The 25,753-nt window shown below is 71.1% G+C and carries 22 protein-coding genes, 1 pseudogene and 2 riboswitches; of the genes and pseudogenes, 7 read left to right on the plus strand and 16 right to left on the minus strand.

Features of this window, described 5'->3' with window-relative positions:
- Positions 1-117: 117 nt before the first annotated feature.
- The 5 genes from OG520_RS03830 to OG520_RS03850 form a co-directional block, all read right to left on the minus strand.
- Positions 118-1,551 carry a polysaccharide lyase 6 family protein gene (locus OG520_RS03830; RefSeq protein ID WP_406012173.1) on the minus strand — a complete coding sequence of 478 codons (1,434 nt, stop codon included), beginning with the start codon at positions 1,549-1,551 and terminating at the stop codon, positions 118-120.
- A 46-nt stretch (positions 1,552-1,597) separates the two neighbouring features.
- A complete protein-coding gene (locus tag OG520_RS03835; protein WP_399329908.1) occupies positions 1,598-2,920 on the minus strand; it encodes an alpha-L-fucosidase in 1,323 nt (440 codons plus the stop codon).
- A gap of 97 nt (positions 2,921-3,017) precedes the next feature.
- Positions 3,018-3,884 (minus strand): carbohydrate ABC transporter permease, encoded by an 867-nt coding sequence (locus OG520_RS03840; RefSeq protein ID WP_399329907.1) that lies wholly within the window; start codon positions 3,882-3,884, stop codon positions 3,018-3,020.
- Positions 3,881-4,843, minus strand: coding sequence for a carbohydrate ABC transporter permease (locus OG520_RS03845; RefSeq protein WP_399329906.1), 963 nt, complete (start codon positions 4,841-4,843; stop codon positions 3,881-3,883). Before OG520_RS03845 ends, OG520_RS03840 begins: the two co-directional genes overlap by 4 nt.
- Positions 4,840-6,168 carry an extracellular solute-binding protein gene (locus tag OG520_RS03850; RefSeq protein WP_406012174.1) on the minus strand — a complete coding sequence of 443 codons (1,329 nt, stop codon included), beginning with the start codon at positions 6,166-6,168 and terminating at the stop codon, positions 4,840-4,842. Before OG520_RS03850 ends, OG520_RS03845 begins: the two co-directional genes overlap by 4 nt.
- Before the next feature lie 481 nt (positions 6,169-6,649).
- On the opposite strand from OG520_RS03850, the gene OG520_RS03855 reads away from it, so the two are divergent.
- Positions 6,650-7,660 (plus strand): hydroxyacid dehydrogenase, encoded by a 1,011-nt coding sequence (locus tag OG520_RS03855; RefSeq protein ID WP_406012175.1) that lies wholly within the window; start codon positions 6,650-6,652, stop codon positions 7,658-7,660.
- 355 nt (positions 7,661-8,015) lie between these two features.
- Positions 8,016-8,156, plus strand: a complete 141-nt coding sequence (locus OG520_RS03860) for a hypothetical protein (RefSeq protein WP_406012176.1) — start codon at positions 8,016-8,018, stop codon at positions 8,154-8,156.
- Positions 8,157-8,288: 132 nt separating this feature from the next.
- Here the strand turns inward: OG520_RS03860 and OG520_RS03865 are convergent, their stop codons facing one another.
- Positions 8,289-8,525 (minus strand): hypothetical protein, encoded by a 237-nt coding sequence (locus tag OG520_RS03865; protein WP_406012177.1) that lies wholly within the window; start codon positions 8,523-8,525, stop codon positions 8,289-8,291.
- 344 nt (positions 8,526-8,869) lie between these two features.
- Positions 8,870-12,466, minus strand: coding sequence for a cobaltochelatase subunit CobN (gene cobN / locus OG520_RS03870; RefSeq protein ID WP_406016417.1), 3,597 nt, complete (start codon positions 12,464-12,466; stop codon positions 8,870-8,872).
- An 86-nt stretch (positions 12,467-12,552) separates the two neighbouring features.
- Positions 12,553-12,633: riboswitch (adenosylcobalamin (AdoCbl) riboswitch) on the minus strand.
- 100 nt (positions 12,634-12,733) lie between these two features.
- On the opposite strand from cobN, the gene cobG reads away from it, so the two are divergent.
- The 3 genes from cobG (at position 12,734) to OG520_RS03885 (ending at position 16,251) form a co-directional block, all read left to right on the plus strand.
- Positions 12,734-14,053 (plus strand): precorrin-3B synthase, encoded by a 1,320-nt coding sequence (gene cobG / locus OG520_RS03875; protein WP_406016418.1) that lies wholly within the window; start codon positions 12,734-12,736, stop codon positions 14,051-14,053.
- Between the two features lie 63 nt (positions 14,054-14,116).
- Positions 14,117-14,743 (plus strand): precorrin-8X methylmutase, encoded by a 627-nt coding sequence (locus tag OG520_RS03880; RefSeq protein ID WP_266430381.1) that lies wholly within the window; start codon positions 14,117-14,119, stop codon positions 14,741-14,743.
- Between the two features lie 2 nt (positions 14,744-14,745).
- Positions 14,746-16,251 (plus strand): precorrin-2 C(20)-methyltransferase, encoded by a 1,506-nt coding sequence (locus OG520_RS03885; protein ID WP_399329901.1) that lies wholly within the window; start codon positions 14,746-14,748, stop codon positions 16,249-16,251.
- Between the two features lie 26 nt (positions 16,252-16,277).
- Here the strand turns inward: OG520_RS03885 and OG520_RS03890 are convergent, their stop codons facing one another.
- Positions 16,278-17,033 (minus strand): cobalt-precorrin-6A reductase, encoded by a 756-nt coding sequence (locus OG520_RS03890; RefSeq protein ID WP_406012178.1) that lies wholly within the window; start codon positions 17,031-17,033, stop codon positions 16,278-16,280.
- An 11-nt stretch (positions 17,034-17,044) separates the two neighbouring features.
- On the opposite strand from OG520_RS03890, the gene OG520_RS03895 reads away from it, so the two are divergent.
- Positions 17,045-18,160, plus strand: a complete 1,116-nt coding sequence (locus OG520_RS03895) for a cobalt-precorrin-5B (C(1))-methyltransferase (protein ID WP_406012179.1) — start codon at positions 17,045-17,047, stop codon at positions 18,158-18,160.
- 29 nt (positions 18,161-18,189) lie between these two features.
- Here OG520_RS03895 and cobM read toward each other — a convergent pair whose 3' ends face one another.
- Both cobM and cbiE read right to left on the minus strand, forming a co-directional pair.
- A complete protein-coding gene (gene cobM / locus OG520_RS03900) occupies positions 18,190-18,939 on the minus strand; it encodes a precorrin-4 C(11)-methyltransferase (protein WP_266430369.1) in 750 nt (249 codons plus the stop codon).
- Positions 18,936-20,237, minus strand: a complete 1,302-nt coding sequence (gene cbiE / locus OG520_RS03905; RefSeq protein ID WP_406012180.1) for a precorrin-6y C5,15-methyltransferase (decarboxylating) subunit CbiE — start codon at positions 20,235-20,237, stop codon at positions 18,936-18,938. Before cbiE ends, cobM begins: the two co-directional genes overlap by 4 nt.
- 106 nt (positions 20,238-20,343) lie before the next feature.
- Here cbiE and OG520_RS03910 point away from each other — a divergent pair.
- A pseudogene (locus OG520_RS03910) lies at positions 20,344-20,666 on the plus strand (tRNA (adenosine(37)-N6)-threonylcarbamoyltransferase complex transferase subunit TsaD); the annotation flags it as partial.
- Positions 20,667-20,694: 28 nt separating this feature from the next.
- Here the strand turns inward: OG520_RS03910 and OG520_RS03915 are convergent.
- From OG520_RS03915 to OG520_RS03940, 6 genes are all read right to left on the minus strand, one after another.
- Positions 20,695-21,717, minus strand: a complete 1,023-nt coding sequence (locus OG520_RS03915; protein ID WP_406012181.1) for an ABC transporter substrate-binding protein — start codon at positions 21,715-21,717, stop codon at positions 20,695-20,697.
- A 15-nt stretch (positions 21,718-21,732) separates the two neighbouring features.
- The gene (locus tag OG520_RS03920) at positions 21,733-22,518 is read right to left on the minus strand and encodes an ABC transporter ATP-binding protein (RefSeq protein ID WP_399329896.1); all 786 of its coding nucleotides are present in this window, start codon (positions 22,516-22,518) and stop codon (positions 21,733-21,735) included.
- On the minus strand, positions 22,518-23,627 hold the full coding sequence (locus OG520_RS03925) for a FecCD family ABC transporter permease (RefSeq protein ID WP_406012182.1): 1,110 nt from the start codon (positions 23,625-23,627) through the stop codon (positions 22,518-22,520). The genes OG520_RS03920 and OG520_RS03925 overlap by 1 nt, the downstream gene beginning before the upstream one ends.
- 101 nt (positions 23,628-23,728) lie before the next feature.
- Positions 23,729-23,874, minus strand: a riboswitch (cobalamin riboswitch).
- Positions 23,875-24,042: 168 nt separating this feature from the next.
- Complete coding sequence (locus OG520_RS03930) at positions 24,043-24,561, minus strand: DUF402 domain-containing protein (RefSeq protein ID WP_406012183.1); 519 nt, start codon at positions 24,559-24,561, stop codon at positions 24,043-24,045.
- 22 nt (positions 24,562-24,583) lie between these two features.
- Positions 24,584-25,033: a hypothetical protein gene (locus tag OG520_RS03935; protein WP_406012184.1), complete on the minus strand. Its 450-nt coding sequence runs from the start codon at positions 25,031-25,033 to the stop codon at positions 24,584-24,586.
- Positions 25,034-25,078: 45 nt separating this feature from the next.
- Positions 25,079-25,726, minus strand: a complete 648-nt coding sequence (locus OG520_RS03940; RefSeq protein WP_399329892.1) for a GntR family transcriptional regulator — start codon at positions 25,724-25,726, stop codon at positions 25,079-25,081.
- Between the last annotated feature and the right edge of the window lie 27 nt (positions 25,727-25,753).

The raw sequence follows: 25,753 nt of genomic DNA on the forward strand, positions 1-25,753 counted from the left end.
CTGTGGCGACAAGGGGGACGGGCCGGTCCGTACAGCCCCCGCGCTGGACGTGCCGGCTGATCGATGGCGGGGACAGCCGGGGGCGAACCGGACCGGCTGTCCCTCTCGGGCGTGTGCTCAGCGGGCCTGGGGGCCGACGTCGGCCGGGGTCAGTGGCCGGTGCCTGGGTGCCCGCTTCGCGTACTCGTCGGCGCCCACGTCCCGGGTCCGGCCGCGCGGGTCCCCGTCGATGTCGTGGGTGACCGGTGACCGCCTGAGCGTGCCCGCGCCGATCGCCGGGCTGTCCGCGGCCAGCCGGGCCACGCCGTCCGGGCCCGTCACCAGCTTCGGGTCGACGCGGGTGTAGCCACCGGACGGGATGTTGCCGTCGGCGGCGGCGCCCCACAGGATGTTGCCGGACCAGGTGAACCGTACGGTGTTCGCCATCGCGACCAGTTCGCCCGAGTCCCCGACGAGGAGGTTGTCCGCGACGGTCACATCACGCGGCTCGTGGGGACGCTGGCTCTCGCCGGAGAGTGTGCCCTTGTTGTTCACAAGGGTGTTGTACGCGATGAGGACCCGGTCGGGCGCGTCGTTGCCGCGGCGCTCGTCGGGCGTCTCGCCGGGCAGATGGTCGCGCTCCGAACCGCTGCCGATCACCAGGGCCCGCCCGGACAGACCGGCGAGGTGGTTGTTGACGATCACATGGTCGTTGCCGTAGATCCGCACGCCTTCCGTGCCGGCGACGAGATGATTGGCCTCCACCCGGTTGCGGTTGCCGTGCCGCAGGACGATCCCGCCGAAGCTGTCGCGGATGGTGTTGTGCCGGATGACGTTGTCCGAGCTCTTGACGGAGATGGCCTCCGGGTCGCCGTTGGCGCGCTCGAACAGGTTGTACTCCACGACGGCGTGGGCGCTGGACAGTGCCCGGGGGCTGACGCCGAGCCTGATGGGCTCTCCGCCGTTGGACCCGGCGAAGGTGTGGTCGGAGAAGTAGTTCCTGAACACATGGACGCGCTGCGCCATCTCCTCCGTGCCCGCGCCCTCGATTCCGAGGTAGATGCCGAGCGTGGACTTGCCGTGGAAGTGGTTGTGGTCGACCTTGCTGTCGTCCGCACGCACCATCACCCAGTGCACGCCCTCGATGTCGGCGAGCTGGAAGTCGTTGCGGGTCAGCCTGATGTGCGAGCAGTTCGGGGGGATGTCCAGGGTGCTGCTCTGGCGGAAGGAGAAGCCGCTGACGGTGATGTGACTGGACGCGTCGAGGACGAAGCTCTGTTCGCCGTCGAGGACGACGCCGCCGCGGGACCGGGCGACGATGGTGATGGGCGCGCGCTCGGTGCCCTGCTTGTTCCGGATGGTGAGGGGCCGGTCCGACGGGACGGTGTACCTGCCCTCGGCCACGACGATGCGGTCACCCGGTCGTGCCCGGTCGATCGCGGCCTGGAGCTCGTCCAGCGAACCGACGGCGGCCGGGGCCGCCGTCGCGCTCGCGGTCAGGAGACCGCCGGTGGGGGCGACGGCCAGCGCCGCCCCTGCCGCGGTGCCCATGAGGAACGTGCGGCGTTGCATGATGCCTCCGTGAGTGTGGTGGTGGATCGGGGGGCCGGCGACCGTCTCAGCCGGCGGCCGGGCCGGCCGGAGTGTCCAGGTACAGCTCGATGACGGGAACGGGGGTGTCGGGGCGCTGGACGGGGATCTCCAGCGTGAGCGTTCCGGCGGGCTGCCCGCCCATTTCGGTGTTCTGCGCGGGCCGGTCCGGGTCGATGTGGACCCGGTTGATCTCGGAGGCGTCGTTCAGCAACTGGGCGTAGCGCACCCGGCCGGCGAGTCCCGGCAGGTGCAGATGGCGCAGCGGCCAGGCGAGCAGGTGGACGTAGAGCCGGTCGCCGCGCTGGGTGTACCGGCATTCGGCGGGCGCGGTGTACGGGGACGGGCCGCAGCCGCGGACCGAGCGCTCGTGCAGGTCCATCCACCGGCCGATCTCCCCGAGGACGGCGACGGCGCGCGGTTCGAGGTCGCCGCGGCCGGTCGGGCCGACGTTGAGCAGCAGGTTGCCGCCCTTGGACACCCCGTCGACGAGCATGCGGATCAGCAGGTCGGCGCTCTTGTGGTCCAGGTTGTCGCGGTCGTAGCCCCAACTCCCGTTGAGCGTCTGGCACGCCTCCCACAGCACGGGCCGGCCGTCCTTGGTCATGGGTCCCGAAGGCTGGTACTGCTCGGGGGTGATGAAGTCGCCGGGAAGGCCGGTCCTGTCGTTGACGAGCACATGCGGCTGGAGTTCGCGGACCATCTCCAGCAGCTTGGGGGAATCCCAGTCGTCCGGGCCCTTGCCGCCCCACCAGGTGCGGCCCGCGTACGAGAAGTCGAAGAACAGGTAGTCGACGCGTCCGAAGGACGTCAGCAGTTCGCGGACCTGACCGTGCAGATAGCGCTGGTAGTCGCGGATGTCGCGGTCGGCGGCCGCGGCCTTGAACTCCTCGTCGTCGCGCTGCGGATGGGTGCCGTCCACGGGAAAGGACGGGTGGTGCCAGTCGATCAGGGAGTAGTAGAGGCCGACCTTGAGCCCTTCGGCACGGCACGCCTCGACGAACGGCCCGACGAGGTCGCGGCCGTGCGGGGTGTTGGTGACCTTGTACTCGGTGAGGGCGCTGTCCCACAGGCAGAAGCCGTCGTGGTGCTTGGCGGTCAGGACGACGTACCGCATGCCTGCCGCCCTGGCCGCCCTGGCCCACCGGACCGGGTCGTAGCGGTCGGGGTCGAAGTGGTCGAAGTAGACCTGGTACTGCTCGTCGGTCAGCTTCTCCCGGTTCTTGACCCACTCGTGCCGTGCGGCGAGCGAGTACAGGCCCCAGTGGACGAACATGCCGAACCGGTCGGTGGTGAACCAGGTCGTGTCGGGGGCCGGCGCGGGAGCCGGGGTCGCGGCGCTCGGGGTCATGGGGCATCGTTCCTTGTCGTCGGCGTCCGGTGGCGTGTCCGGGGCGCTGTCGGCGGGCTGGTCGTACGGGGGTTCGTGTGCGGACGGGCTTGCCGGGTCAGCCCTTCAGGGCACCGGAGGTCAGGCCGTGCACGAAGGAACGCTGGAAGAACAGGAACACGATCACGGAGGGGAGCAGGGCCAGCAGGGAGGCGGCCATCACCACTCCGGGAGTGACGGCGGGGTCGATCCGCAGGGTTCGCAGCGCCAGCGGGAGCGTGTACGAGGAGGAGTCGGTGGAGACCAGGAGGGGCAGCAGGTACTGGTCCCAGATCATGGTGAAGCCGAAGACTCCGATGACCCCGAGTGCGGGCTTGCACATCGGCAGGATGATCTGGGCGAAGATGCGCAGGTCACCGGCGCCGTCGATGCGGGCGGCCTCTTCGAGTTCCCGGGGCACGTCCTTCATGAACTCGGTCATCACGAGGATGGAGAATCCCCAGGCGCCCAGCGGGACGATCATTCCGGCCAGGGTGCCGATGAGGTTGAAGTGGACGACCGGCAGGTCGGAGAGGATCACGGACAGCGGGAGGGCCAGGATCTCCTCGGGCAGCATCAGCGTCGCCAGGATGGCGACGAGCACCAGCGTCATCCCCGGGAAGACCTTCCTGGCCAGGGCGTATCCGGCGAGGACGGAGACGGCCACCTGGAGCAGCAGCCCGAAGCCGACCACGAAGAACGAGTTCAGCAAGTACGCGAGCACGCCCTGGTCGAAGGCGATCCTGAAGTTGTCCAGAGTGGCGCCGGAGGGAATGACGCTCAGCTGTGTCGGGTCCTTGACCTGGCTGAAGGCGCCGACCAGCAGGGCCAGCAGGGGCCCGGCGAAGACGATCAGGACCAGCAGATAGGTGACGGCCTTCAGGATCCGCCCGCCCGGACTCCTGCTCTCCGTCAGGCCCAGCGCGGTCTCGGTCGGCGCGTTCATTTGCTCTCTCTCCGTCGCAGCAGGTGGACGACGACTGTCAGGATCAGCGTCGCGATGAACAGCAGGACGGCTCCCGCCGCGCCGACGCCGAGTCTGTTCTGCTCCAGCCCGAGCTTGTAGATCAGGGTCATCACGACCTCGGTGGAGCCGTCGGGCCCACCGTTGGTGAGCAGGAACACCTCGGTGAACACGCGCAGTCCGCGGATCGCGGCGAGGATGAACAGGATCGAGAACACCGACCGCAGTCCGGGCACTGTCACGTGCCAGACCCGCTGCAGCCTGGAGGCGCCGTCGACCTTCGCCGCCTCGTAGAGACCGCGGTCCACACTGGTGAGGCCGGCGAGGAAGATCATCATGTCGTAGGGGGCGCCCCGCCAGATGCCGGTGAGCATGATGGAGGCCATCGACGAATCGGGGTCGTTGATGAATCCCGAGGGGCCGAACCCCACCAGGCCGAGGATGGAGTTGAGCATGCCGTCCGCGGTCGGGTGGTACATGATCCGCCACAGTTCGGCGACGACCGCGATCGGCACCACTACCGGCAGGAACACCGCGGAGCGCACGAATCCCAGCCGGCGGCCCTGGCCTTCCATCAGCAGCGCGAGAACGAGGCCGAGGGCCATCGAGCCGGCCGTCTGCCCGGCGGCGAGGACGACGGTGTGCCACGCGGCCTCACGGAAGCCTGCGGACTGGAGCACCGTGGCGTAGTTCTCGGTGCCGACCCACCTGTTGCCGAGGTAGGGCTGGACATCCTGGAAGGACATGGTCAGCGCACTGACCATGGGGATGAACTTGAAGTACAGGAAGAGGAGCAGTGCCGGTGCCAGGAACAGCCACGGCGTCCACCACCGGCCCGACCGGCGGTCGTGCCCGCGGCGGCCGGTGGCCGCGCGGCCCGTTTTCCGGGTGGCGGGTCCGGCCGCCGGGAGGGCGGCCGGATCCGCCTGGTCAAGACTCATGACGCGGCGATTCCCTGTTCCTTGAGGATGTCGGCGAGCTGCTTGTCGAGCTCCTTCAGCTTGGTCCCGGTGTCCAGGTCGCAGTCGGCCATCAGCGCGTTGACGGTATCGGCGGTCGTCTGCCGCACCGGGGTCCAGTTCGGGATGGACGGCGCGTACCGACCGGAGTTCTGGTAGATCTCGGCGTAGGTCTTCCAGCGGGGGTCGGGACGGACCTCGGAGATGTCCACCGTCTTGTTGACGGGCAGCTGCACGGTGAAGCCGATGTCGCCCTCCATCCCGGTCTTCTGGCCCTCGGCGGAGAGCGCGAAGTCGGCGAAGGCGTCCTGGCCGGCCATGTTCTCGGAGCCCGCCATCAGGTAGACGGACCCGCCCTCGGCGAGCACGGTGGCGTCCTTCGGCCCCTTGGGCATCGGCACGACCTCGTACTTGTCCTTGCCGAGGGTCTCGTCGAAGCGAGGCAGCAGATACGGGCCGACGACGAACATGCCGGTCCGGCCGGCCTCGAACGTCTCGTTCGTGGGCGGGGTTTCCATGGTCACGGCGCCCGGCTGGATGACCTTGTTCTTGCAGCCGAGGTCGCGGAACCACTGCACGGCCTGAACCGATTCCTTCGTGGTCATCGCGGGCTTGTACTTGCCGTCCCCGGCCTCGGTGATGAAGTCTCCGCCCGCCGCCCAGAGGAAGTTGGAGAAGTACCAGGAGGCGTATCCGCGCTTGGTGGACAGCGGAGCGGCGAGTCCGTACGTGTTCTTCTTGCCGTCGCCGTCGGGGTCCTTGGTGGTGAAGGCTGCGGCCATCGCGGCGAAGTCGTCCCAGCTCTGCGGGACTTCGAGCTTCAGCTTCTCCCGCCAGTCCTTGCGGATGAGCAGCGCGGACGCCTGCGCCGAGTACGGCAGGCCGAACTGCTTGCCGTCCACGCTCTTGCCGGAGTCCAGCCCCTGGCCGACGACCTGCTTGCTGTTCTTGATCTTGTCCAGGTCGATCTCCCGGAGCAGGCCCTGGCTGTGCATGGCGCCGAGCTGCGTCACATCGTTCATGACGATGTCGGGCAGGTTCTTCTGCGCGGCCCGCTGCTGCAGCTTGGTCTCGAAGTCGTCGAAGATCGCCGTGACCTTGACCTCGAAGCCCGTGGTCTTCCCGAAGGCGGCAGCGAGCTTGAGCGCTCCCTGCTCTCCCGGTCCGCCCGGTGTGGTCCGGATCCACAGTTCGAGCGGTGCCTTCGAGTTCTGCTTGGCATCCACTCCCGCAGGCCCTGATGTACAGCTGGTGAGGACCAGTGCGGAAGCGAGAACACCCGCACCGATCCACCGCGATCTCTGCATGACAACTCCTGTTTTCGCCGCATCACAGCCAGCCTGGAAAGCGCTTGCTGGGACGCTAACGGGGTCCGAATCCGTGGTCAATAGTCCGATGAATGCAAAAATCTTGCGATGGCTCACGAGAGCCTCGCAGGACTCGCCCGCACTCGGCCCCTGCTCGCCGACACCTCCGCACGAGGTTCGGTCACCTCGCGAAAGCACCTGACAGGCTGACAGTTCTGCCGCCTGAGGCAACGATCGACCGACCGCACATAGATACCGCCCGAACGCGACAGCCGCCAGGACGGCAAGCATCGGACGACTGAGCTTCATCCGAGGTCATTTCAATCATCCGATGTATCGTGATGCAAGCACACTGACCAAGGCAACGGACAAGCCACGCCAATCTTCAACATCCGGTCAGACATTTCCCCACGCACCCGATCAGGGTTCACAGGCCGATTCACTGACGGCCTGTCAGCGGAGAGCTGAGGAGCGCAACGCCATGAACGAGCCGGCCCGCAGACCGACAGCCCTGTTGGTCATGGAGGAAGAACGCAGGGCGGACGTCTACCCCCGTGAGGTCCTAGCCGAAATCGAAGGTCTCGTGCACCTGCAGGGTCCACCTCTCACGCGACAGCGGCTCGACGAGGATCCCGACGTGCTGCGAGAGGTCGATGTCCTGCTCACGGGCTGGGGCGCGCCCGTCCTCGATGCCGCCTTCCTGTCGCATGCCCCTCGGTTGCGGGCGGTCCTCGTCGCCGCGGGCTCCGTACGGCACCTGACCACACCCGCGTTCTGGGCGCGCGGCATTCCGATCGCCTCCGCGGCCGCGGCCAATGCCGTCCCGGTTGCGGAGTTCACTCTCGCCCAGGTCCTCCTCGGGCTGAAGCAGGTACACCGCATCACCCGAGAGGTGGCGAGCAGTCGCCGCTTCCCCCACAACCCCCAGGTGCCCGGCGCCTACCGGTCACGCGTGGGCCTGCTGGGGCTCGGGCACATCGGCCGTCTCGTGGCGTCCCACCTGGGCCGCTTCGACATCGAGATCCTCGCCACGGACCCCATCGCCTCCCCGGACACCGCCCGGCGGGCGGGCGTCCGGCTCGTCGGCATCGAGGAGCTGTTCGCCACCAGTCATGTCGTGAGTCTCCACGCCCCCCTCCTGCCCGAGACCCGCGGCACGATCGGGGCCCGGCTGCTGAACTCCCTGGGGCCGGGTGCGACGCTGATCAACACCGCGCGTGGCGCACTCGTCGACGAGGCCGCCGCGGCTGCGGTCCTGCGCGCCAGACCCGACCTCACCGCTGTACTCGATGTCACGCACCCGGAGCCTCCCGCCCATGACTCGCCACTCTTCACCCTTCCCAACGTGGTCCTGACACCCCACCTCGGCGGTGCCCTCGGGGCCGAACGTCATCGTCTCGGAGAGCTTGTGCTCGACGAACTCCGACGCTTTATACATGACCAACCTCTCCAGCACGCCATCGACCCCGCTCGCGCGGCATCGTTGGCCTGAGGCCGCGGAAGGCGTCGCCGCAGGTGCGGCCCCGGCACGGCGGGGCCGCACGCACGACGTCAGCGAAACGTCAGCGAAACGTGCGCGGAACGTCAGCGCGGGGCAGGAGAGTTCGGGGCCCGTCGGTGTGTTCGCGTGGTCGGTTTTCGCGTGCCCCGGCGAGTCGGCCGTCGTCGCATCGCCGAAGGAGTCCGTCATCAACCTGCGGAGGACCAGGGCCGCCGTTGTCGCAGCCACTGCCGCGGCGGGAATTCGCGATCGGTACCCATCGGGCAGTGTGGACGCGCCGGAAGGACACCGTCGGCAACTGGACCTCGTGGCCGTCCACGGGCGGAGTGGGACGAGCGGAGTCACCGTGGAACCGCTCCCCCACGACACCTTCTCCACCGTCATCACCGGCACCGGCACCGGCACCGACGGCCAACGGTGGGAACGCCTGCGCCACAGCTGTCCCGACGGTGCCTGGTCGGACCGCTGGGAGCCGTGCCGCGGCTGACCGGTGATCCGGGGCGAGGCACCCGGGGCGCGCAGCCGCACCCTGCACGCACCGGCTGACACGCGCAGCCCGGCGCCCCGCCCGCACCTCATCTGCGCGTGCCGCCGTGCCGCACGATCGCTGCGGTAACTCTCAGTGCGGCCTCCAGGTGAACTTGCCGCCGCCCACCCACCGCACCACGCCGGGATCGTCCAGGTCATGGACCCTGATTCCTGCGGCCGAGGCGGCGGCGAGCACATCCATCATCGATGTTGCCGCGCTGACGATCTCCCCGTCGATCTCCACAAGGCGGAAGGGCGGGTCACCGGGCTGTACCCCCAGCACGATGATCCGAGCCGTCGAGATATAAGGACTGCCACTTTCGGTCATGCGTAGATCGCTTCCACGCCACGGGCGACACTATGCCCGGCGGTGGAACGGGTGACGCCCCTACGCGGAACAGTGCGTCTACCTGGGGCAACGGCGCTGGGCTCGCGGGGCTCACCGCGTGCGGCAGGCACGATCCGGTTCACCGGACCGAACGGCTCCCCCGTGTGCACGTCGATGCCCCACGTCCGGCCGAGTGCTTCACACAGGCCGCCGACCGTTGCACCGGCGCAGGTCGTCCGCATCAGCCCTGTCCGCGTCACGAACAACAGCCGAGCCCCGGCCGGTGTCGCGGCCGGGGCTCGGTCACATGTCGCTGCCCGGTGGTCCGGTACCGGGCCGGGGGGTCAGTCCTCGCCCTCCAGGTTGCCCTCCGTCTCCAGGTATGCCTGGCGCAGGGCTTCGAGGACGGCCGGGTCGGGCTTGGCCCACATGCCGCGGGATTCCGCCTCCAGGAGGCGTTCCGCGATGCCGTGCAGGGCCCAGGGGTTGGCCTGCTGGAGGAACTCCCGGTTGGTCGGGTCCAGGACGTACGTCTCGGTGAGCTTGTCGTACATCCAGTCGGCGACCACGCCCGTCGTCGCGTCGTAGCCGAAGAGGTAGTCGACGGTGGCGGCCAGCTCGAAGGCGCCCTTGTAGCCGTGCCGCCGCATCGCCTCGATCCACTTGGGGTTCACCACCCGGGCGCGGAAGACCCGCGAGGTCTCCTCCACCAGGGTGCGGGTGCGGACCGTCTCGGGGCGGGTGGAGTCGCCGATGTACGCCTCCGGGGCGGTGCCGCGCAGGGCGCGGACGGTGGCCACCATGCCGCCGTGGTACTGGAAGTAGTCGTCGGAGTCGGCGATGTCGTGTTCGCGGGTGTCGGTGTTCTTGGCCGCGACCGCGATCCGCTTGTACGCCGTCTCCATCTCCTCACGGGCCGGGCGGCCGTCGAGTTCGCGTCCGTAGGCGTAGCCGCCCCACACCGTGTAGACCTCGGCGAGGTCCGCGTCGGTGCGCCAGTCGCGGGAGTCGATCAGCTGGAGCAGACCGGCACCGTACGTACCGGGGCGGGAGCCGAAGATACGGGTGGTGGCGCGGCGTTCGTCGCCGTGGGCGGCCAGGTCGGCCTGGGTGTGGGCGCGTACGTGGTTCTGCTCGGCCGGCTCGTCCAGGGAGGCGGCCAGGCGGACCGCGTCGTCGAGGAGGCCGATGGTGTGCGGGAAGGCGTCGCGGAAGAAACCGCTGATGCGGAGGGTGACATCGATGCGCGGGCGGCCGAGTTCGGCCGGCGGGATCGCCTCCAGGCCGGTGACACGGCGCGAGGCGTCGTCCCAGACCGGGCGGACGCCGAGCAGGGCGAAAGCCTCGGCGACGTCGTCGCCGGCGGTGCGCATCGCGCTCGTACCCCACAGGGACAGACCGACCGAGGTGGGCCAGTCGCCGTTGTCGGTGCGGTAGCGCTCCAGGAGCGAGTCTGCCAGGGCCTGGCCGGTCTCCCAGGCGAGGCGCGAGGGTACGGCCTTGGGGTCGACGGAGTAGAAGTTGCGGCCGGTCGGCAGGACGTTGACCAGACCGCGGAGCGGGGAGCCCGAGGGTCCGGCGGGGACGAATCCGCCGTCCAGCGCGTGGAGGGCGTGGTCGAGTTCGTCGGTCGTGGCGGCCAGCCGCGGCACCACCTCGCGGGCCGCGAAGTCGAGGATGTCGCTGACGGCCCGCGGGTGCCCGGCCGCCACCCCGGCGACGGCTTCCGGAGACCAGTCCGCGTCCTCCATCGCCTGGACCAGGGCGCGGGCCCGCTCCTCGGCCTCGTCCGCGGTGACCCGGGTCGCGGCGGACTCGTCGAGCCCCAACGCCTCGCGCAGGCCCGGCAGGGAGGCCGTGCCGCCCCAGATCTGACGGGCGCGCAGGATCGCGAGGACGAGGTTGACCCGGTCGGCGCCGGCCGGGGCGCCGCCCAGGACATGCAGGCCGTCGCGGATCTGCGCGTCCTTGATCTCGCAGAGCCAGCCGTCGAGATGCATGATGAACTCGTCGAAGCCCTCGTCCTCGGGGCGGTCTTCGAGCCCCAGGTCGTGATCGAGCTTGGCCGCCTGGATCAGGGTCCAGATCTGTGCGCGGATCGCCGGCAGCTTCGCCGGGTCCATCGCCGCGATCTGGGCGTGCTCGTCCAGGAGTTGTTCGAGCCGGGCGATGTCCCCGTAGCTGTCGGCGCGCGCCATCGGCGGTACGAGGTGGTCCACGAGGGTGGCGTGGACGCGCCGCTTGGCCTGCGTCCCCTCGCCCGGGTCGTTGACCAGGAACGGGTAGATGAGCGGGAGGTCGCCGAGGGCGGCGTCGGGGCCGCAGGCGGCGGAGAGGCCGGCGTTCTTGCCGGGCAGCCATTCCAGGTTGCCGTGCTTGCCGAGGTGGATCATCGCGTCGGCGCCGAAGCCGTTGTCGTCGGCCGGGGCCGCGATCCAGCGGTAGGCGGCCAGATAGTGGTGCGAGGGCGGCAGATCGGGGTCGTGGTAGATCGCGATCGGGTTCTCGCCGAAGCCGCGCGGCGGCTGGATGAGGATGAGCAGATTGCCGCGGCGCAGGGCCGCGAGGACGATGTCGCCCTCCGGGTTGCTCGACCGGTCCACGAACATCTCGCCCGGGGCGGGGCCCCAGTGCTGCTCGACGGCTTCGCGGAGCTCGGCCGGGAGGGTCGCGTACCAGCGCCGGTAGTCGGCGGCCGGGATGCGGACCGGGTTGCGGGCCAACTGCTCCTCGGTGAGCCACTCCTGGTCGTGGCCGCCCGCCTCGATCAGCGCGCGGATCAGCTCGTCGCCGTCGCCCGACGCGAGGCCGGGGACCTCCTCCGTACCGAAGTCGTATCCCTCGGCGCGGAGTCGGCGCAGCAGGGCGACGGCGCTGGCCGGGGTGTCGAGGCCGACCGCGTTGCCGATCCGGGAGTGCTTGGTCGGGTACGCGGAGAGGACGAGCGCGATCCGCTTCTCGGCGGCCGGGATGTGGCGCAGCCGGGCGTGGCGCACGGCGATCCCGGCGACGCGGGCGGCGCGCTCGGTGTCGGCGACGTACGCGGGCAGGCCGTCCTCGTCGATCTCCTTGAACGAGAACGGAACGGTGATCAGGCGGCCGTCGAATTCGGGGACCGCGATCTGGCTGGCGGCGTCGAGCGGGGAGACTCCCTCGTCGTTGCCTTCCCAGTCGGTGCGCGAACCGGTGAGGCAGAGGGCCTGGAGGATGGGTACGTCGAGGCCGCTGAGGACGCCCGCGTCCCAGGACTCGTCGTCACCGCCCGCCGACGCCTCGGCGGGCCGGGTGCCGCCCGCGGCGAGGACGGTCGTCACGATCGCGTCGGCGGCGCGCAGCGCTTCGATGAGTTCGGGCTCGGGGGTGCGCAGCGAGGCGACGTACAGCGGCAGCGCGCGGGCGCCCGCGTCCTCGACGGCACGGCACAGGGCCTCGATGAACGCGGTGTTGCCGCTCATGTGGTGGGCGCGGTAGTAGAGCACGGCGACGACCGGGCCGTCGGTGCGCCGGGGGGTGCGCTCCAGCGGGCCCCAGGAGGGTGCCGGGGCGGGCGGGGCGAAGCCGTGGCCGGTGAGCAGGACGGTGTCGGAGAGGAAGCGGGCGAGCTGGTCCAGGTTGGCGGGCCCGCCGTGGGCCAGATAGGCATGGGCCTCGGCGGCGATGCCGATGGGAACCGTCGAGGCGGCCATCAGCTGGGCGTCGGGGGCCTGTTCGCCGGTGAGGACGACGACGGGGCGTCCGGTGGCGAGCACCTGGTCGAGGCCGTCCTGCCAGGCGCGTACCCCGCCGAGGAGGCGCACGACGACCAGGTCGACGCCGTCCAGGAGCTGTGGCAGGTCCTGGAGCGGGAGCCGGGAGGGGTTGGCGTAGCGGTAGGAGACCGGGCCCTCCGAGGCGCGGGCGCTGAGCAGGTCGGTGTCGGACGTCGACAGGAGCAGGATCATGCGGCGTCGGGCCTTCCTCGGGGTGTCCACGCCCCGGGCGGTGTCGGAATGAAGCTCCCCGCTCGAACGGATCCGAGCGTGTGGGGAAGGGAGTTCCTGACTTGCCCGGCCGTGGCCGGACTCACAGTGGCGGGACCGTGCCGGACTTGCACCGGACTTCCTCCCCTGTCGCCGTCTGTGGCGACGACGTGCCGGATGGCCCGTCACTAGGCATAGTAAGGGCCGGTCAACCGATGGAGGACATACGGATCTGGTCAGATGGTCGGTATGCTCGCCGCCATGCCCCGACCTGCCACTTCGCCTTCACCGCCGGGAGACGCGTCTCCCCGGGACCGCGGTGACGCCTGCCCCGGCACGCTGCGGCTGCACCGGGCGGACGACGGCGCTCTGGCCCGCGTCCGTGTTCCCGGCGGGCTGCTGACCGCGGTGCAGGCGGACGCCCTGGGGGCGTTGGCGGGGAGCCTGGGCGATGGTGAGTTGCATCTCACTTCGCGCGGCAATGTCCAGTTGCGCGGGCTGGGCCCGGACTGCGGAGGCGAACTGGCCGACAGGCTGGGCGAGGCGGGGCTGCTGCCCTCCGCGCGCCACGAGCGGATACGCAACATCGTGGCGTCGCCGCTCTCGGGGCTCGACGGCCGCGGCGCACGGGACGTCGGCCCCTGGCTGTCCGCGCTGGACGCGCTGTTGTGCGCGGGCGACCGGACGGCGGGCCTCTCGGGCAGGTTCCTGTTCGTGCTCGACGACGGCCGTGGCGATGTGGACGCGCTGGGCGGCGACGTGACGTTGCTGGCGCAGGACGACGGAACGGCGCTGCTGCGGATCGGCACGGCCAGGACAGCGGTACGAATACCGGGCGCGCAGGCGCCGCAGGCCGCCCTCCTGGCGGCCGGGACCTTCCTGGATCAGGCGTCGGGCACCGGTGCCTGGCGCGTGTCGGACCTGCCCGGCGGTGCCGGATCCCTCTTCGACGAGGTCGTACGACGGTTGCGGGCGACGGGTACCGGCACCACTTCCACCGAGGACCGTGCCTGCCCGCGGAGCTCGGACGGCCCCGCCCCCGGCGTCGTGACCGGCCCGCACGACGGGGCCGCGCTGTCCGTCGGCATCCCCCTGGGGCGCGTCGGCCCGGCGCAGTGGCGGTCGTTGACGGACACGGCCCGGCACCGGGGCCGCGGTGAGTTGCGGCTGACGCCGTGGCGCGGGGTCGTCGTACCGGGGGTGGAGCGGCGGCGGGCCGCGGGTCTGCTGGACGATCTGGGGGCCACCGGCCTCGTCGTCGGACCCGGCTCCCCCTGGGCCGGGGTGGGTGCCTGTATCGGCCGGCCGGGCTGCGCGAAGTCGCTGGCCGATGTGCGGGCCCAGGCGGCGGACGCGGTGGGGGCCGTGGGCCCGTTGCCGGTGTACTGGTCCGGGTGCGAACGCCGGTGCGGCCACCCCCGCGGCGAGTGGGTGGACGTCGTCGCCACCCCCGACGGACACCGGATCTCGCTCGTACGGGGCGAGGTACGGGACGCCCCCGTGAGCGTCCCCGACAGCCCCGGTGGGCTCGCCGCCGCGGTGGCCGCGGCCCGCCGCGCGCGCGGCTGATCCCGTACGCCCCACTCCCCTGTACCCGACCGTCGCACACCCGAGGAAGAGAGCGAAAGCACCGTGCACCAGTACGAGAAGGACGGACCGGCGATCTATCGCCAGTCCTTCGCCACGATCCGTGCAGAGGCGGATCTCGCAGGCCTGCCCGCCGATGTGAGCCAGGTCGCGGTCCGCATGATCCACGCCTGCGGGATGGTCGACCTCGTCCGTGATCTCGCTTTCACCCCGGACGCGGTCGCCCGCGCCCGCGCCGCTCTGCGGGCCGGCGCACCCATCCTGTGCGATGTGGCCATGGTCGCCAGCGGCGTCACCCGCAAGCGGCTGCCCGCGGACAACGAGGTGGTGTGCACCCTGTCCGACCCGGCGGTGCCGGAACTCGCGAAGCAGCTGGGCACCACCCGCAGCGCCGCCGCCCTGGAGCTGTGGCGCGACCGGCTGGACGGCGCGGTCGTCGCCGTCGGAAACGCACCGACCGCCCTGTTCCGGCTGCTGGAGATGATCGAGGAGGGCGCGCCGCGCCCCGCCGCCGTCATCGGCGTGCCGGTCGGCTTCATCGGTGCCGCCGAGTCCAAGGACGCCCTGGCCGCGCACCCGTCCGGGCTGGAGCATCTGATCGTCCGGGGCCGTCGCGGCGGCAGCGCCATGGCGGCCGCCGCGCTCAACGCGATCGCCAGCGAGGAAGAGTAGACGTGAGCGAGCAGAAGACGGGCCGGCTGTACGGGGTCGGGCTCGGCCCCGGCGATCCGGCCCTGATGACCGTACGCGCGGTGGAGATCATCGCCGAGGCCGATGTCATCGCCTATCACAGTGCCCGGCACGGGCGGTCCATCGCCCGGTCCATCGCGGCGAAGCACATCCGTACCGACCATGTCGAGGAGCCGCTGGTCTACCCCGTCACGACGGAGACCACGGACCACCCGGGCGGTTACCGGGGAGCGATGGAGGAGTTCTACGCCGAGGCGGCGGCCCGCCTGGCGGTGCATCTCGACGCCGGCCGCACGGTCGCCGTGCTGGCCGAGGGCGACCCGCTCTTCTACGGCTCGTACATGCACATGCACAAGCGGCTCGCCGACCGCTACCCGACCGAAGTGATCCCGGGCGTCACCTCGGTCAGCGCGGCCGCCGCACGGCTCGGTACCCCGCTCGTCGAGGGCGAGGAGGTGCTGACCATCCTGCCCGGCACCCTGCCGGAGGAGGAGCTGACCGCCCGGCTCGCAGCCACCGACGCCGCGGTGGTCATGAAGCTGGGACGTACGTTTCCCGCCGTGCGCCGCGCCTTCGAGACGTCCGGGCGGCTGCCCGAGGCGCGGTACGTCGAGCGCGCCACGATGGCCGGGGAGCGGGTGGGCGACCTGGCCGAGGTCGACGCCGGCTCCGTGCCGTACTTCGCGGTCGCGGTCCTGCCCAGCAGGATCGGAGCGCCGCGTCCCGAACGCGCCCCGGAGGGCGGCGAGGTGACCGTGGTCGGCACCGGCCCGGCCGGGCCGCTGTGGCTGACTCCCGAGACGCGCGGGGCGCTGGCCGCCGCCGACGACCTGGTCGGCTACACCACCTATCTGGACCGGGTGCCGGTACGGCCGGGGCAGGTGCGCCACGGCTCGGACAACAAGGTCGAGTCGGAGCGCGCCGAGTTCGCCCTCGATCTGGCCCGGCGCGGGCGTCGGGTGGCCGTGGTGTCGGGCGGCGACCCCGGGGTCTTCGCCATGGCGACGGCCGTCCTGGAGGTGGCGTCGCAGGACGAGTACGCGCAGGTGCCGGTGCGGGTGCTGCCGGGGGTGACGGCGGCCAATGCCGCCGCTGCCCGAGCGGGTGCGCCGCTGGGCCACGACTATGCGGCGATATCGCTCTCCGACCGGCTCAAACCGTGGGAGGTGATCGCTGAGCGGCTGCGCGCTGCGGCGACGGCGGATCTGGTGCTCGCGCTGTACAACCCCGGTTCGCGCAGCCGGACCTGGCAGGTCGGCAAGGCCCGTGACCTGCTGCTCGAACACCGCTCGCCGGACACCCCCGTGGTTCTCGGCCGGGATGTGGGCGGACCCGCCGAGAACGTGCGGACCGTACGCCTGGGCGATCTCGACCCCGCCGAGGTCGACATGCGCACGATCCTGCTCGTCGGGTCCTCGCAGACCCGCTGGGTACGGCGCGGTGACGGTCGGCAGATCGTCTGGACACCCCGCCGCTATCCGGAGGACTGAGCCGGGTGCGCCGTGCGCCACACGCCCTAGAGCCGGCGGAGGACGTGTTCCCGGAGCCAGCCGACGGCCGGTTCGGGGCCGTCGACGACCGGGATGCCCTCGGGCACGGGCGGCCGCCGCACCACCACCACCGGGATCCGCGCCTCGCGGGCCGCGGTGAGTTTGGGGGCCGTGGCGGCGCCTCCGCTGTCCTTCGTGACGACGACGTCGACGCGATGACGGCGGATCAGCTCACGTTCTCCGTCCAGGGTGAACGGGCCCCGGTCGAGCAGGACCTCCATCCGGGCGGGGTACGGCGCTTCGGGGGCGTCCACCGAGCGCATCAGGAACCACAGCTCGTCCAGGCCCGCGAAGGCGGCCAGCCCCATCCGTCCGGTCGTGAGGAACACGCGCCGTCCCAGCGCGGGCAGCGCCGCCGCCGCCTCGGCCAGGGAGCCGGCCGAATGCCAGTCGTCGCCTTCGCCGGGCACCCAGCCGGGCCGCCGCAACGCCAGCAGGGGAACATGGGCGGCAGCGGCGGCAGCGGCCGCGTTGAAACTGATCGTCCCGGCGAAAGGATGGGTGGCGTCGATGAGCACGTCCACCTGGTGCGTACGCAGCCATGCGGCGAGCCCGTCGGCTCCCCCGAAGCCGCCGATGCGGACCTCGCCCGGGGGAAGCCTCGGGCCGGACACGCGTCCGGCGAGCGAACTCGTCAGCCTGGCACCGGCCGGGAGCAGCTCCACCAGCAACCCGGCGAGGCGACGGGCCTCCGTCGTTCCGCCGAGTACGAGTACATGCATCGGATCCATCCATGGGTGAGAGTGAGGGCGGACGCAGCGCCCAGCTGAAGCACACCGGTCTGCGGCCCGGCTGGACCACCGGCGCCTGTGCGACCGCGGCGGCCACCGCCGCGTACACGGCCCTGCTGACGGGCGACTTCCCCGACCCGGTGACGATCACCCTACCCAAGGGGCAGACGCCGGCTTTCGCGCTCGCGGTGGAGGAGCTGGCCGAGGGGCGGGCGACGGCCGGGGTGGTCAAGGACGCGGGCGACGACCCCGATGTGACGCACGGCGCTCTGGTCCGGGTGACCGTACGGCGGCTGCCGACGGGCTCGGGTGTGGTGTTCCGCGCCGGGCCCGGCGTGGGCACGGTCACCCTTCCCGGGCTGCCGCTCGATGTCGGGGAGCCGGCGGTCAATCCCGTGCCGCGCCAGATGATCCGCGGCCACATCGCACGCGTCGCCGCGGAGCACCGGGGTTCCGGGGACGCCGAGGTCACCGTCTCCGTGGACGACGGCGAGGAGATCGCCCGCTCCACCTGGAACCCTCGCCTCGGCATCCTGGGCGGTCTGTCGATCCTCGGCACGACCGGTGTCGTGGTGCCGTACTCCTGCTCGGCATGGATCGACTCGATCCGCCGCGGCGTGGACGTGGCCCGTGCCGCCGGGCACACCCACGTGGCCGGGTGCACGGGTTCCACCTCGGAGAAGACCGTGGTGTCCGAGTACGGTCTGCCGGAGATCGCGCTGCTCGACATGGGGGACTTCGCGGGCGCGGTGCTGAAGTACGTCCGCCGTCACCCGGTGGACCGGCTCACGGTCTGCGGCGGGTTCGCGAAGCTGTCGAAACTCGCCGCCGGACACCTCGACCTGCACTCCGCCCGGTCCCAGGTCGACAAGCCGTTCCTGGCCGAGCTGGCCCGGCGGGGCGGTGCGGACGAAGCCCTGGCGGCCGAGGTGGCGGTCGCGAACACAGGTCTCGCGGCACTCCAGTTGTGCCGCGCGCGCGGTGTACCGCTCGGGGACCTGGTGGCCGTGGCGGCGCGGGACGAGGCGCTGTCGGTGCTGCGGGGTGCGCCGGTCGCCGTCGATGTCATCTGCATCGACCGGGCGGGCGCGGTCGTCGGGCGCAGCAGCGTGCGCTGACCGTCCGCCCGGCCGATGCGGTGGTGCCGTCAGCAGGCGTGGCGTTCGCGTCCGGGCGAGTAGAGGTGGCTGTCGCGGAACTGTTCGGCGCCCAGCGTGCGGCCGACCATGATCACGGCGGTACGGATCACGCCCGCCGCCTTCACCTGCTCGGCGATGTCGTCGAGGGTTCCGCGCAGGACGAGTTCGTCCGGGCGTGAGGCCAGCGCCACGACGGCGGCCGGGCAGTCGGCCCCGTAGTGCGGCAGCAGTTCCTCGACGACACGGTCCACGTACCTGGCGGCGAGGTGCAGCACGATCAGGGCGCCGCTGCGGCCCAGCGTGGCCAGGTCCTCGCCCTCCGGCATCGCGGTCGCGCGGTTGGCCACCCGGGTGAGGATGACGGTCTGGCCGACGGTCGGCACGGTCAGTTCACGCTTGAGCGCCGCCGCGGCGGCCGCGAACGCGGGTACGCCGGGCACCACTTCGTAGGGCACACCGGCCTCGTCGAGCCGACGCATCTGCTCGTTGACCGCGCTGAACACCGAGGGGTCGCCCGAGTGCAGCCGCGCCACGTCGTGGCCGGCCCGGTGCGCGGCCGTCAGCTCGGCGGTGATCTGGTCGATGTCGAGCTGTGCGGTGTCCACCAGGCGGGCGTCCGGGGGGCATTCGGCGAGCAGTTCCCGGGGGACCAGGCTGCCCGCGTACAGGCACACCCGGCAGGAGGCGAGGGTGCGGGCGCCGCGCACGGTGATCAGGTCGGCCGCCCCCGGGCCCGCGCCGATGAAATACACGGTCATCTGTTGTCTCCTGGGTCTTGCGCGGGCTCTTCTGCTGAGCGTTCCGCATCGGTACTGATCGAGGGTTTGCGTACGGACCACTGGGTGACCGGCATGGCCTGCCGCCAGCCGGTGAAGCCGCCGACCGGCACGGCATGCGCGACCGCGAGCCGGACCAGGTCACCGCCGTGCAGGCGGTGCGCCCCGGCGAGCAGCGCCTCGGACTCCAGCGTGACCGTGTTGGCGACCAGCCGTCCGCCGGGCGGCAGCGCGTCCCAGCAGGTGTCGAGAAGGCCGGGCGCGGTCAGCCCGCCACCGATGAACACGGCGTCGGGCGTGGGGAGTTCGGACAGGTTGCCGGGGGCCCGGCCGGTGACGACGCGCAGGGCCGGGACGCCGAGACGGCCGGCGTTGCGCGCGATGCGTCCGGCCCGTGCCGGGTCGCGTTCCACGGTGATCGCGCGGCAGGACGGGTGGCTCCGCATCCATTCGATCGCGATGGACCCCGAGCCGCCGCCGATGTCCCAGAGGAGTTCGCCGGGGGCGGGCGCGAGCACCCCGAGGGTCGCGGACCGGATGTGCCGCTTGGTGAGCTGCCCGTCGTGTTCGTAGGCCTCGTCGGGCAGGCCGGGGACGGCGCCGAGGCGCAGGGCTTCGGGGGTGCGCCGGCAGTCGATCGCGATGACGTTCAGCGGGTCGCCCGGTGGGTGCGGCCAGTGGTCCGCGGTGCCCTCCAGGCATGCCTCGTCCGCTCCGCCGAGCTGTTCGAGCACGCGCAGCCGGCTCGGGCCGAAGCCCTGTGCGCGCAGCAGTCCGGCCACCGTGGCCGGGGTGCCGGCGTCCGCGCTGAGGACCAGCACCCGTCGGCCGTCGTGCAGTGCGGCGGCCAGCCGGGCGGCGGGGCGGCCGACCAGGGTGACGACCTCGGTGTCCTCCAGCGGCCAGCCGATCCGGGCACAGGCGTAGGAGACGGACGAGGGGTGGGGCAGGATCCTCGGCGCACCGGCACCGAGCACTTCGGTGAGGGCCCGGCCGATGCCGTAGAACATCGGGTCGCCGCTGGCCAGGACGGCGAGCCTGCGCCCGGCGTGCGCGGCGAGCAGGCCGGGGACGGCCGGCCGCAACGGCGAGGGCCATGGCACCCGTTGTCCCCGGCAGGACGGCGGGAGCAGGGCCAGTTGCCGCTCACCGCCGATGAGAACCTGTGCGTCGACGAGCGCCGTGCGCGCCGCGTCGGTCAGTCCAGCCCATCCGTCGGCGCCGATTCCCACGACGGTCACCGCAGGTGGGACGGGTTGTTCGGGTGGAGCGAGAGTCACGGCCGGTACCTCGGTGTTCAGGGGATGACGCAGCCGAACTCTACTGTCCGGCCATGATCGGGCGACGGCCAGGTGGCCACCCCCGTACCCTTATTGCAATCTCACGGGCGACCCGGACGCGGTGGTCTTCCCGCGTCCGCTCACCGGGCCCCGCGACGCTCCCTACGCGTTCCCCTTCCCCGGCCTGAAGACCGCCGCCCGCACGTACGGGCCCTGGCGGAGGCGCGGGGCCGGGCCGCCGGTGTCACCCTGCGTGTGCCGCCGCTGCGGCTGTGCACCGACAACGGCGCGATGATCGCCGCGGTCGGGGACCTGCTGGTCCGCGCGGGCGCACAGCCGGCACCGCTGGACGTGTCCATCGACCCATGGGCGCCGCTGGAGTACGCCGCACTGCATCCGGTCGCCCGCACCGGTGCCGGGGCGGCGTGACACCCGGGCACCGGTGCGCGGGCACGGGTCAGAGATCGACGTTCCTCAGATACGCGGCAAGTGAACTGATGGCCGCCGGATTGCGCGGACTCTCCACCAGGTCCGCGTAATCGAGGACGAAGACACGGTCGTTCTTGATGGCCGAGACATTCGCGAGCGGCGGATAGGACTTCAGGAACTTCTCCTTCTGCGCCGCGCCATTGTCACCGTAGTCGTTGATCACGATCACCTCGGGGTCACGGTCGACCACGGTCTCCCAGCCCACGGTCACCCAGCTGTCCTTGAGGTCCTTCATGACGTGATCGCCACCGGCCTTGGTGATGATGTCGTGCGGCCCCGCGAAAGCACCGGAGGTCAGCGGCTTGTCCCGCCCGTCGTCGTACAGGAAGACCCGCGGGCGGTCGGTACCCTTCGGCGCCTTCGCCTGCGCTTCCGCCACCTGCTTCCGGAACATCGCGACGAGGGCCTCCGCACGGTCCTCCACATCGAATATCTTTCCCAGGTTCCGCAGATCGGTGTAGAGCGCGTCGAGCGGTGCCATCACCCCGCGCGCTTTCCCCTTGCCGTTGCGGCACGACTCGCTCAGCAGATACGACCCGATGCCCACTTTCCGGAGTTCGGCAGGAGTGAACCCGTCCCCCTCGCTGAATCCGTAGTTCCATCCGGCGAAGACCAGATCGGCACGGGCGTCGAGGACCAGTTCCTTGTTGATCCTCTCCTTGGAGAGCCACTTGGCCTTCCGGTATCCGTCCTTCCAGGGAACGGACGTGAGGTCGCCCTTGTCCTCGGGCATCACATATCCCGCCATGTGGTCCTCGAGTTCGAGCGCGAACATGATCTCGGTGATGCCGACGTCATTGGTGACCACGCGCTGCGGGGCCTTGTCGTAGGTCTTCTTCTGGCCGCAGTTCTCGACGGTCACCGGATAGTGGCCGGTGCTTTTCCGAGCGCTGTCCTTCTCTCCTTGGTCCGAGGGCATTTCCGCACCGCAACCGGTGAGGACCAGGGCGGCGGCGATCACGATCGCGGCGGGGCGTACGAGGTTGTGCATGGCGGCGGTGACTCCTCAGGAATCGGGTCGAGCGGGGCGAAGACGGTCGAAGAGCAGCTGTACGGCGCCGGTCTCCGGATGCGGGACGCGGTGTGCCCGTACGCCGAAGACCTCGGCCAGCAGGCCGGGGGTGAGCACGTCGTGCGGAGCGCCGGAGGCGACGATCCGTCCGCCGTCGATGACATGGAGCAGATCGCAGTGGAGTGCGGCGAGGTTGAGGTCGTGCAGCGCGGTGAGGACGGTCAGCCCGCTGTCGCGCACCAGCGCCAGCACTTCCAGCTGCTGTGCGATGTCGAGGTGGTTGGTCGGCTCGTCGAGCACCAGCAGCCGGGGCTGCTGAGCCAGCGCGCGGGCGATCAGCACCCGCTGCTTCTCGCCGCCGGAAAGAGTGAGGAAGCCGCGGTCGGCGAGGTGGTCGGCGCCCACTCCCGCCAGCGCGGCCCCGCACGCCTGCCGGTCCTCGTCGGTGGTACGTCCCATCGACGACTGGTGCGGCAGCCGCCCCATCTCCACGACCTCGGCGACCGTGAAATCGAATTCGGTGGCCGCCTCCTGGGGAAGTGCGGCCAGCCGGCGCGCGCTTTCGCGCGCGCTCATGGCGTACAGATCCTCGCCGCCGAGCCGCACCGTGCCGCCCGAGGGACGCAGAGCCCGGTAGACACAACGCAACAGGGTGGATTTGCCACTGCCGTTGGGCCCGACCAGACCGACGAGCTGCCCCTCCCCCGCTCCCAGTGTGGCCTCCTCCACCAGCCGTGCGCCGGCGATCTCGACCGTCAGAGCATCGATGTCGATCCGCATCAGGCGCCTCCGAACGTGTAGGAGCGGCGGCGCATCAGGAGTACGAAGCACGGCACGCCGATGACCGCGGTCAGCACGCCCACCGGCAGTTCGGCAGGCGCGAGCACCACGCGGGAGAGGATGTCCACCCAGATCAACAGGACAGCACCCACCAGTGGTGCGACGGCCAGCAGCCGGCGGTGGTCCGCGCCGACGAGCATCCGTACGGCGTGCGGGACCATCAGTCCGACGAAGCCGATCGCACCGCTGACCGCGACCACCGCCCCCGTGACGGCCGCGGAGACCAGGAAAAGTTCCTTGCGCAGCCGCCCCGCGTCCACCCCCAGCGCGGCAGCGGTCTCGTCGCCCATGGCCAGGGCGTTCAGCCGACGCGCCGACCAGGCGAGGTGGGCGAGACCGCCGAGCACGGCCCCCGCGGCAATCGGTACGGAGGCCCAGTCGGCTCCGCCGAGGCTGCCGAGCATCCACATCATCGCGGAGCGGGCGGCTTCACCGCGCTCGGCCGCGAACACCATGAACGTGGTGACGGCCGAGAAGCCGTAGTACATCGCGGTGCCCGTCAGGACGAGCCGCAGCGGGGTCAGACCACGAGCGGTGCGTGCGATGGCGTACACCAGCATCATGGCGAGGAGCGCGGAAAGGAACGACGCCGTGGACAGCGCCCAGATGCCCAGCGTGCCGAAGGCTCCGAAGATGAGCACGGCATTGGCACCGACCGCCGCGCCCGAGGAGATGCCGAGGACGAACGGGTCGGCAAGGGCGTTGCGGACCATGGCCTGCACGGCGACGCCGATGGCCGAGAGTCCGGCCCCGACGACCGCGGCCAGCACGGCTCGCGGAAAGCGCAGTTCCCAGACGATGGTGTACGCGGGCACCTGGTCAGGGGCTATTCGGCCGCCCGTCAGCCCGGCCCACAGACAACACAGCACTTCGCTCCAGGAGAGCCCCGACGCCCCGATGCCCGCCCCGCAGACGAGGGAGACCGGGAGCACGGCGCACAGGACGGGAAGGAGCAGCGACAGCGACACGCGCCGGGGCGGCGCGGGCCCGGCTCCGGCACGGGCCGTGCGCGAGGGCACGGCAGGCTTACGGACGAGGGGTGTGGCCACGGGCGGATCGCTTTCGCCTCGGGCCGTGCACCTACGTGATCAAAGGAGCAGCCCGGACGCGGAGCGCCCTGCGCAGCACCACTCGCAGTCCACGGCGAATTGACAGGAGCCTTCACCACCGCGGGTAATCGGGCTCACGGGGCCATATCTCGGGCTCCGCCTACCGTTGCGGGTCAGCGCCGGATTTCGACCGGACTTCCCCCGCGGGGCACTTGCAGCTTAGCGTGCATGGGTTGACACACCGTCAGGGGGGATGGTCGGTGTGCACCGATTTGCGCACGTGCGGCCAGGTGATGGCTGGTCGACGGGGGCTGGTCCGCGGCTTCTGCTCGCGTGGCCCGCCCCGGCCGTCACCACTCTCCTGCACGGAAGAACCGGGGGGCCTCGCCCCGAGGGGAACGCGATGGCATTCCGGTCAGCGCGAGGAGATCTCGGCGAGCCAGGACTGACAGCGGCTGCCGAAGGGCTCCGCGTGCGCGGTGAGCGCAGCCCTCAGTCGGTCGGCCGACGCCGTGGCCCGGTCGATGACGTCGGCCGGGTAGGAGTATCGGACCCGGTGATCGGCAAACTCGTCCTCGTCGTCGACGAACACGCTTCCCCCGTCACGTACGCGGCAGACATCGAGGTCCAGGTCGATCATGGTGACCTCCCCGGGGTGCAACCACCGGGCCGGGGTGGTGACATCGCAGTAGGCGTCCAGCCGCGCGGGAGCCGCTTGGAACAGCGCCGTCCACCAGGCATCACGGGGAAAGAGCATGACCCTGGCCTCCCGCGTGGCATAGACAGGCCCCTCGGCACCCTTGCTGTAGACGGTGCCGACCGGCGCCCCGAGCCAGACCCCGTGCTCGTCCTCGCCCAGCCGGACCATGGAGTGGTGCCAGTGCAGGCTGCCGTCGTACTTACGGACGGAGACCAGCACCTCATCAGCATCCATGAACGCATCCATGGCCGGGACACTACAGCGATGGCCCGGCAACCGACCGGTGACCGGCAACCGCTCCGTCCGGGGTGTCCAGGACGAGGAAGGCGTTGTCGTTCTCCTGGCCGCCTCCCGTGACCCAGCCCGCGCTGCGCCAGCCCCACCAGCCGTGGGGGGCGTTGCCCTTGTCGTAGTTGGGCGCAACACGGTAGTTGGTGCCGCCTTCACCGAAGCCGCAGTGACGTGCGGTGGCCACCACCGAGCGGTTGTTACTCGTGACAACGTTGCCAGAGCGGATGTAGTCGCCCTTGCCCGGGATCGTGAAGTACAGGCGCCCCACCGTGCCCCATACGCTGGCACGGGTCTGAACTCCTGTGCCCGCCAGGGCTCTTGTCGCGGGTATGTGGACCGGCTCGCCGCCGGCCTCGGCGACCGCGCCCACGGAGGGCCGCGCCGCGGAGACGGTGTCGGGCGCGGACATCGGCACGGCCGCGCGGATCCGCGCCGGGGTCCCGTGGCCGGGCCGTACCGCTCAGCCCTGGTGCTTGCGGCGCGCGGCGGCTGCGTTGCGACCTGTCACCAGGTGTTCGTCGGCCAGCTTCCCGACCCGCGCGACATCACGCTCCGCAATCGCCTTGTAGAGGCCTTCGTGCTCCTGCGCGACGCCCTCCAGGTCGTCGTGCTGCCCCAGCAGCCAGCGCATCCTGCTGCGAAGAGTGCTCTGGAGCTCGTTCAGGAGTTCGTTGTCGGCCAGTTCGGTGACCGTCTCGTGGAAGTCGGCGGCGGCCCGGTGGGCCCGTACGGCATCCCCCTTCTCCGCCGCCTTCAGCTCGGCGTCGAGATCCGAGCGGAGCTTCTCGAGTCCCGCGCGGGTGCGCCGTTGGGCGGCGAGCCGGAAGGTCAGCGTCTCCAGGGCCGCGCGGACCTCGTCGAGGTCCTCGACGTCCGCCGGTGTGAACTCCCGTACAACGGCCCAGGTTCGCGGCCTGGGTGTCACCAGCCCCTCGGTGACCAGCGCCTTCAGGGCCTCTCGGACGGGCAGCCTGCTCACCCCGAGCTCCGCGGCGAGCTCGCGCTCGACGAGCTTGCTGCCCGGCTCACGCACACCGTCGATGATCTCGTCACGCAACTGGCGCGTGACCCGCTCCGACTCCGGCTCGAAGTCTCCAGACCCTGTCATGTCCTCAATTCTCTCATCACTCGACGT

The organism is Streptomyces sp. NBC_00984, from assembly GCF_045162475.1.
Classification (GTDB): Bacteria; Actinomycetota; Actinomycetes; order Streptomycetales; family Streptomycetaceae; genus Streptomyces.

What these genes read in the sequence shown, in the direction of transcription:
- OG520_RS03840 (WP_399329907.1), bottom strand. Translation starts at nt 3,884, where the DNA reads ATGAACGCGCCGACCGAGACCGCGCTGGGCCTGACGGAGAGCAGGAGT.
- OG520_RS03890 (WP_406012178.1), bottom strand. Translation starts at nt 17,033, where the DNA reads ATGCATGTACTCGTACTCGGCGGAACGACGGAGGCCCGTCGCCTCGCC.
- OG520_RS03830 (WP_406012173.1), bottom strand. Translation starts at nt 1,551, where the DNA reads ATGCAACGCCGCACGTTCCTCATGGGCACCGCGGCAGGGGCGGCGCTG.
- OG520_RS03865 (WP_406012177.1), bottom strand. Translation starts at nt 8,525, where the DNA reads ATGACCGAAAGTGGCAGTCCTTATATCTCGACGGCTCGGATCATCGTG.
- OG520_RS03835 (WP_399329908.1), bottom strand. Translation starts at nt 2,920, where the DNA reads ATGACCCCGAGCGCCGCGACCCCGGCTCCCGCGCCGGCCCCCGACACG.
- OG520_RS03915 (WP_406012181.1), bottom strand. Translation starts at nt 21,717, where the DNA reads ATGCACAACCTCGTACGCCCCGCCGCGATCGTGATCGCCGCCGCCCTG.
- OG520_RS03850 (WP_406012174.1), bottom strand. Translation starts at nt 6,168, where the DNA reads ATGCAGAGATCGCGGTGGATCGGTGCGGGTGTTCTCGCTTCCGCACTG.
- OG520_RS03940 (WP_399329892.1), bottom strand. Translation starts at nt 25,726, where the DNA reads ATGACAGGGTCTGGAGACTTCGAGCCGGAGTCGGAGCGGGTCACGCGC.
- OG520_RS03920 (WP_399329896.1), bottom strand. Translation starts at nt 22,518, where the DNA reads ATGCGGATCGACATCGATGCTCTGACGGTCGAGATCGCCGGCGCACGG.
- cobN (WP_406016417.1), bottom strand. Translation starts at nt 12,466, where the DNA reads ATGATCCTGCTCCTGTCGACGTCCGACACCGACCTGCTCAGCGCCCGC.
- OG520_RS03845 (WP_399329906.1), bottom strand. Translation starts at nt 4,843, where the DNA reads ATGAGTCTTGACCAGGCGGATCCGGCCGCCCTCCCGGCGGCCGGACCC.
- OG520_RS03930 (WP_406012183.1), bottom strand. Translation starts at nt 24,561, where the DNA reads ATGGATGCTGATGAGGTGCTGGTCTCCGTCCGTAAGTACGACGGCAGC.
- cobM (WP_266430369.1), bottom strand. Translation starts at nt 18,939, where the DNA reads ATGACCGTGTATTTCATCGGCGCGGGCCCGGGGGCGGCCGACCTGATC.
- cobG (WP_406016418.1), top strand. Translation starts at nt 12,734, where the DNA reads ATGCTCGCCGCCATGCCCCGACCTGCCACTTCGCCTTCACCGCCGGGA.
- OG520_RS03855 (WP_406012175.1), top strand. Translation starts at nt 6,650, where the DNA reads ATGAACGAGCCGGCCCGCAGACCGACAGCCCTGTTGGTCATGGAGGAA.
- OG520_RS03895 (WP_406012179.1), top strand. Translation starts at nt 17,045, where the DNA reads ATGGGTGAGAGTGAGGGCGGACGCAGCGCCCAGCTGAAGCACACCGGT.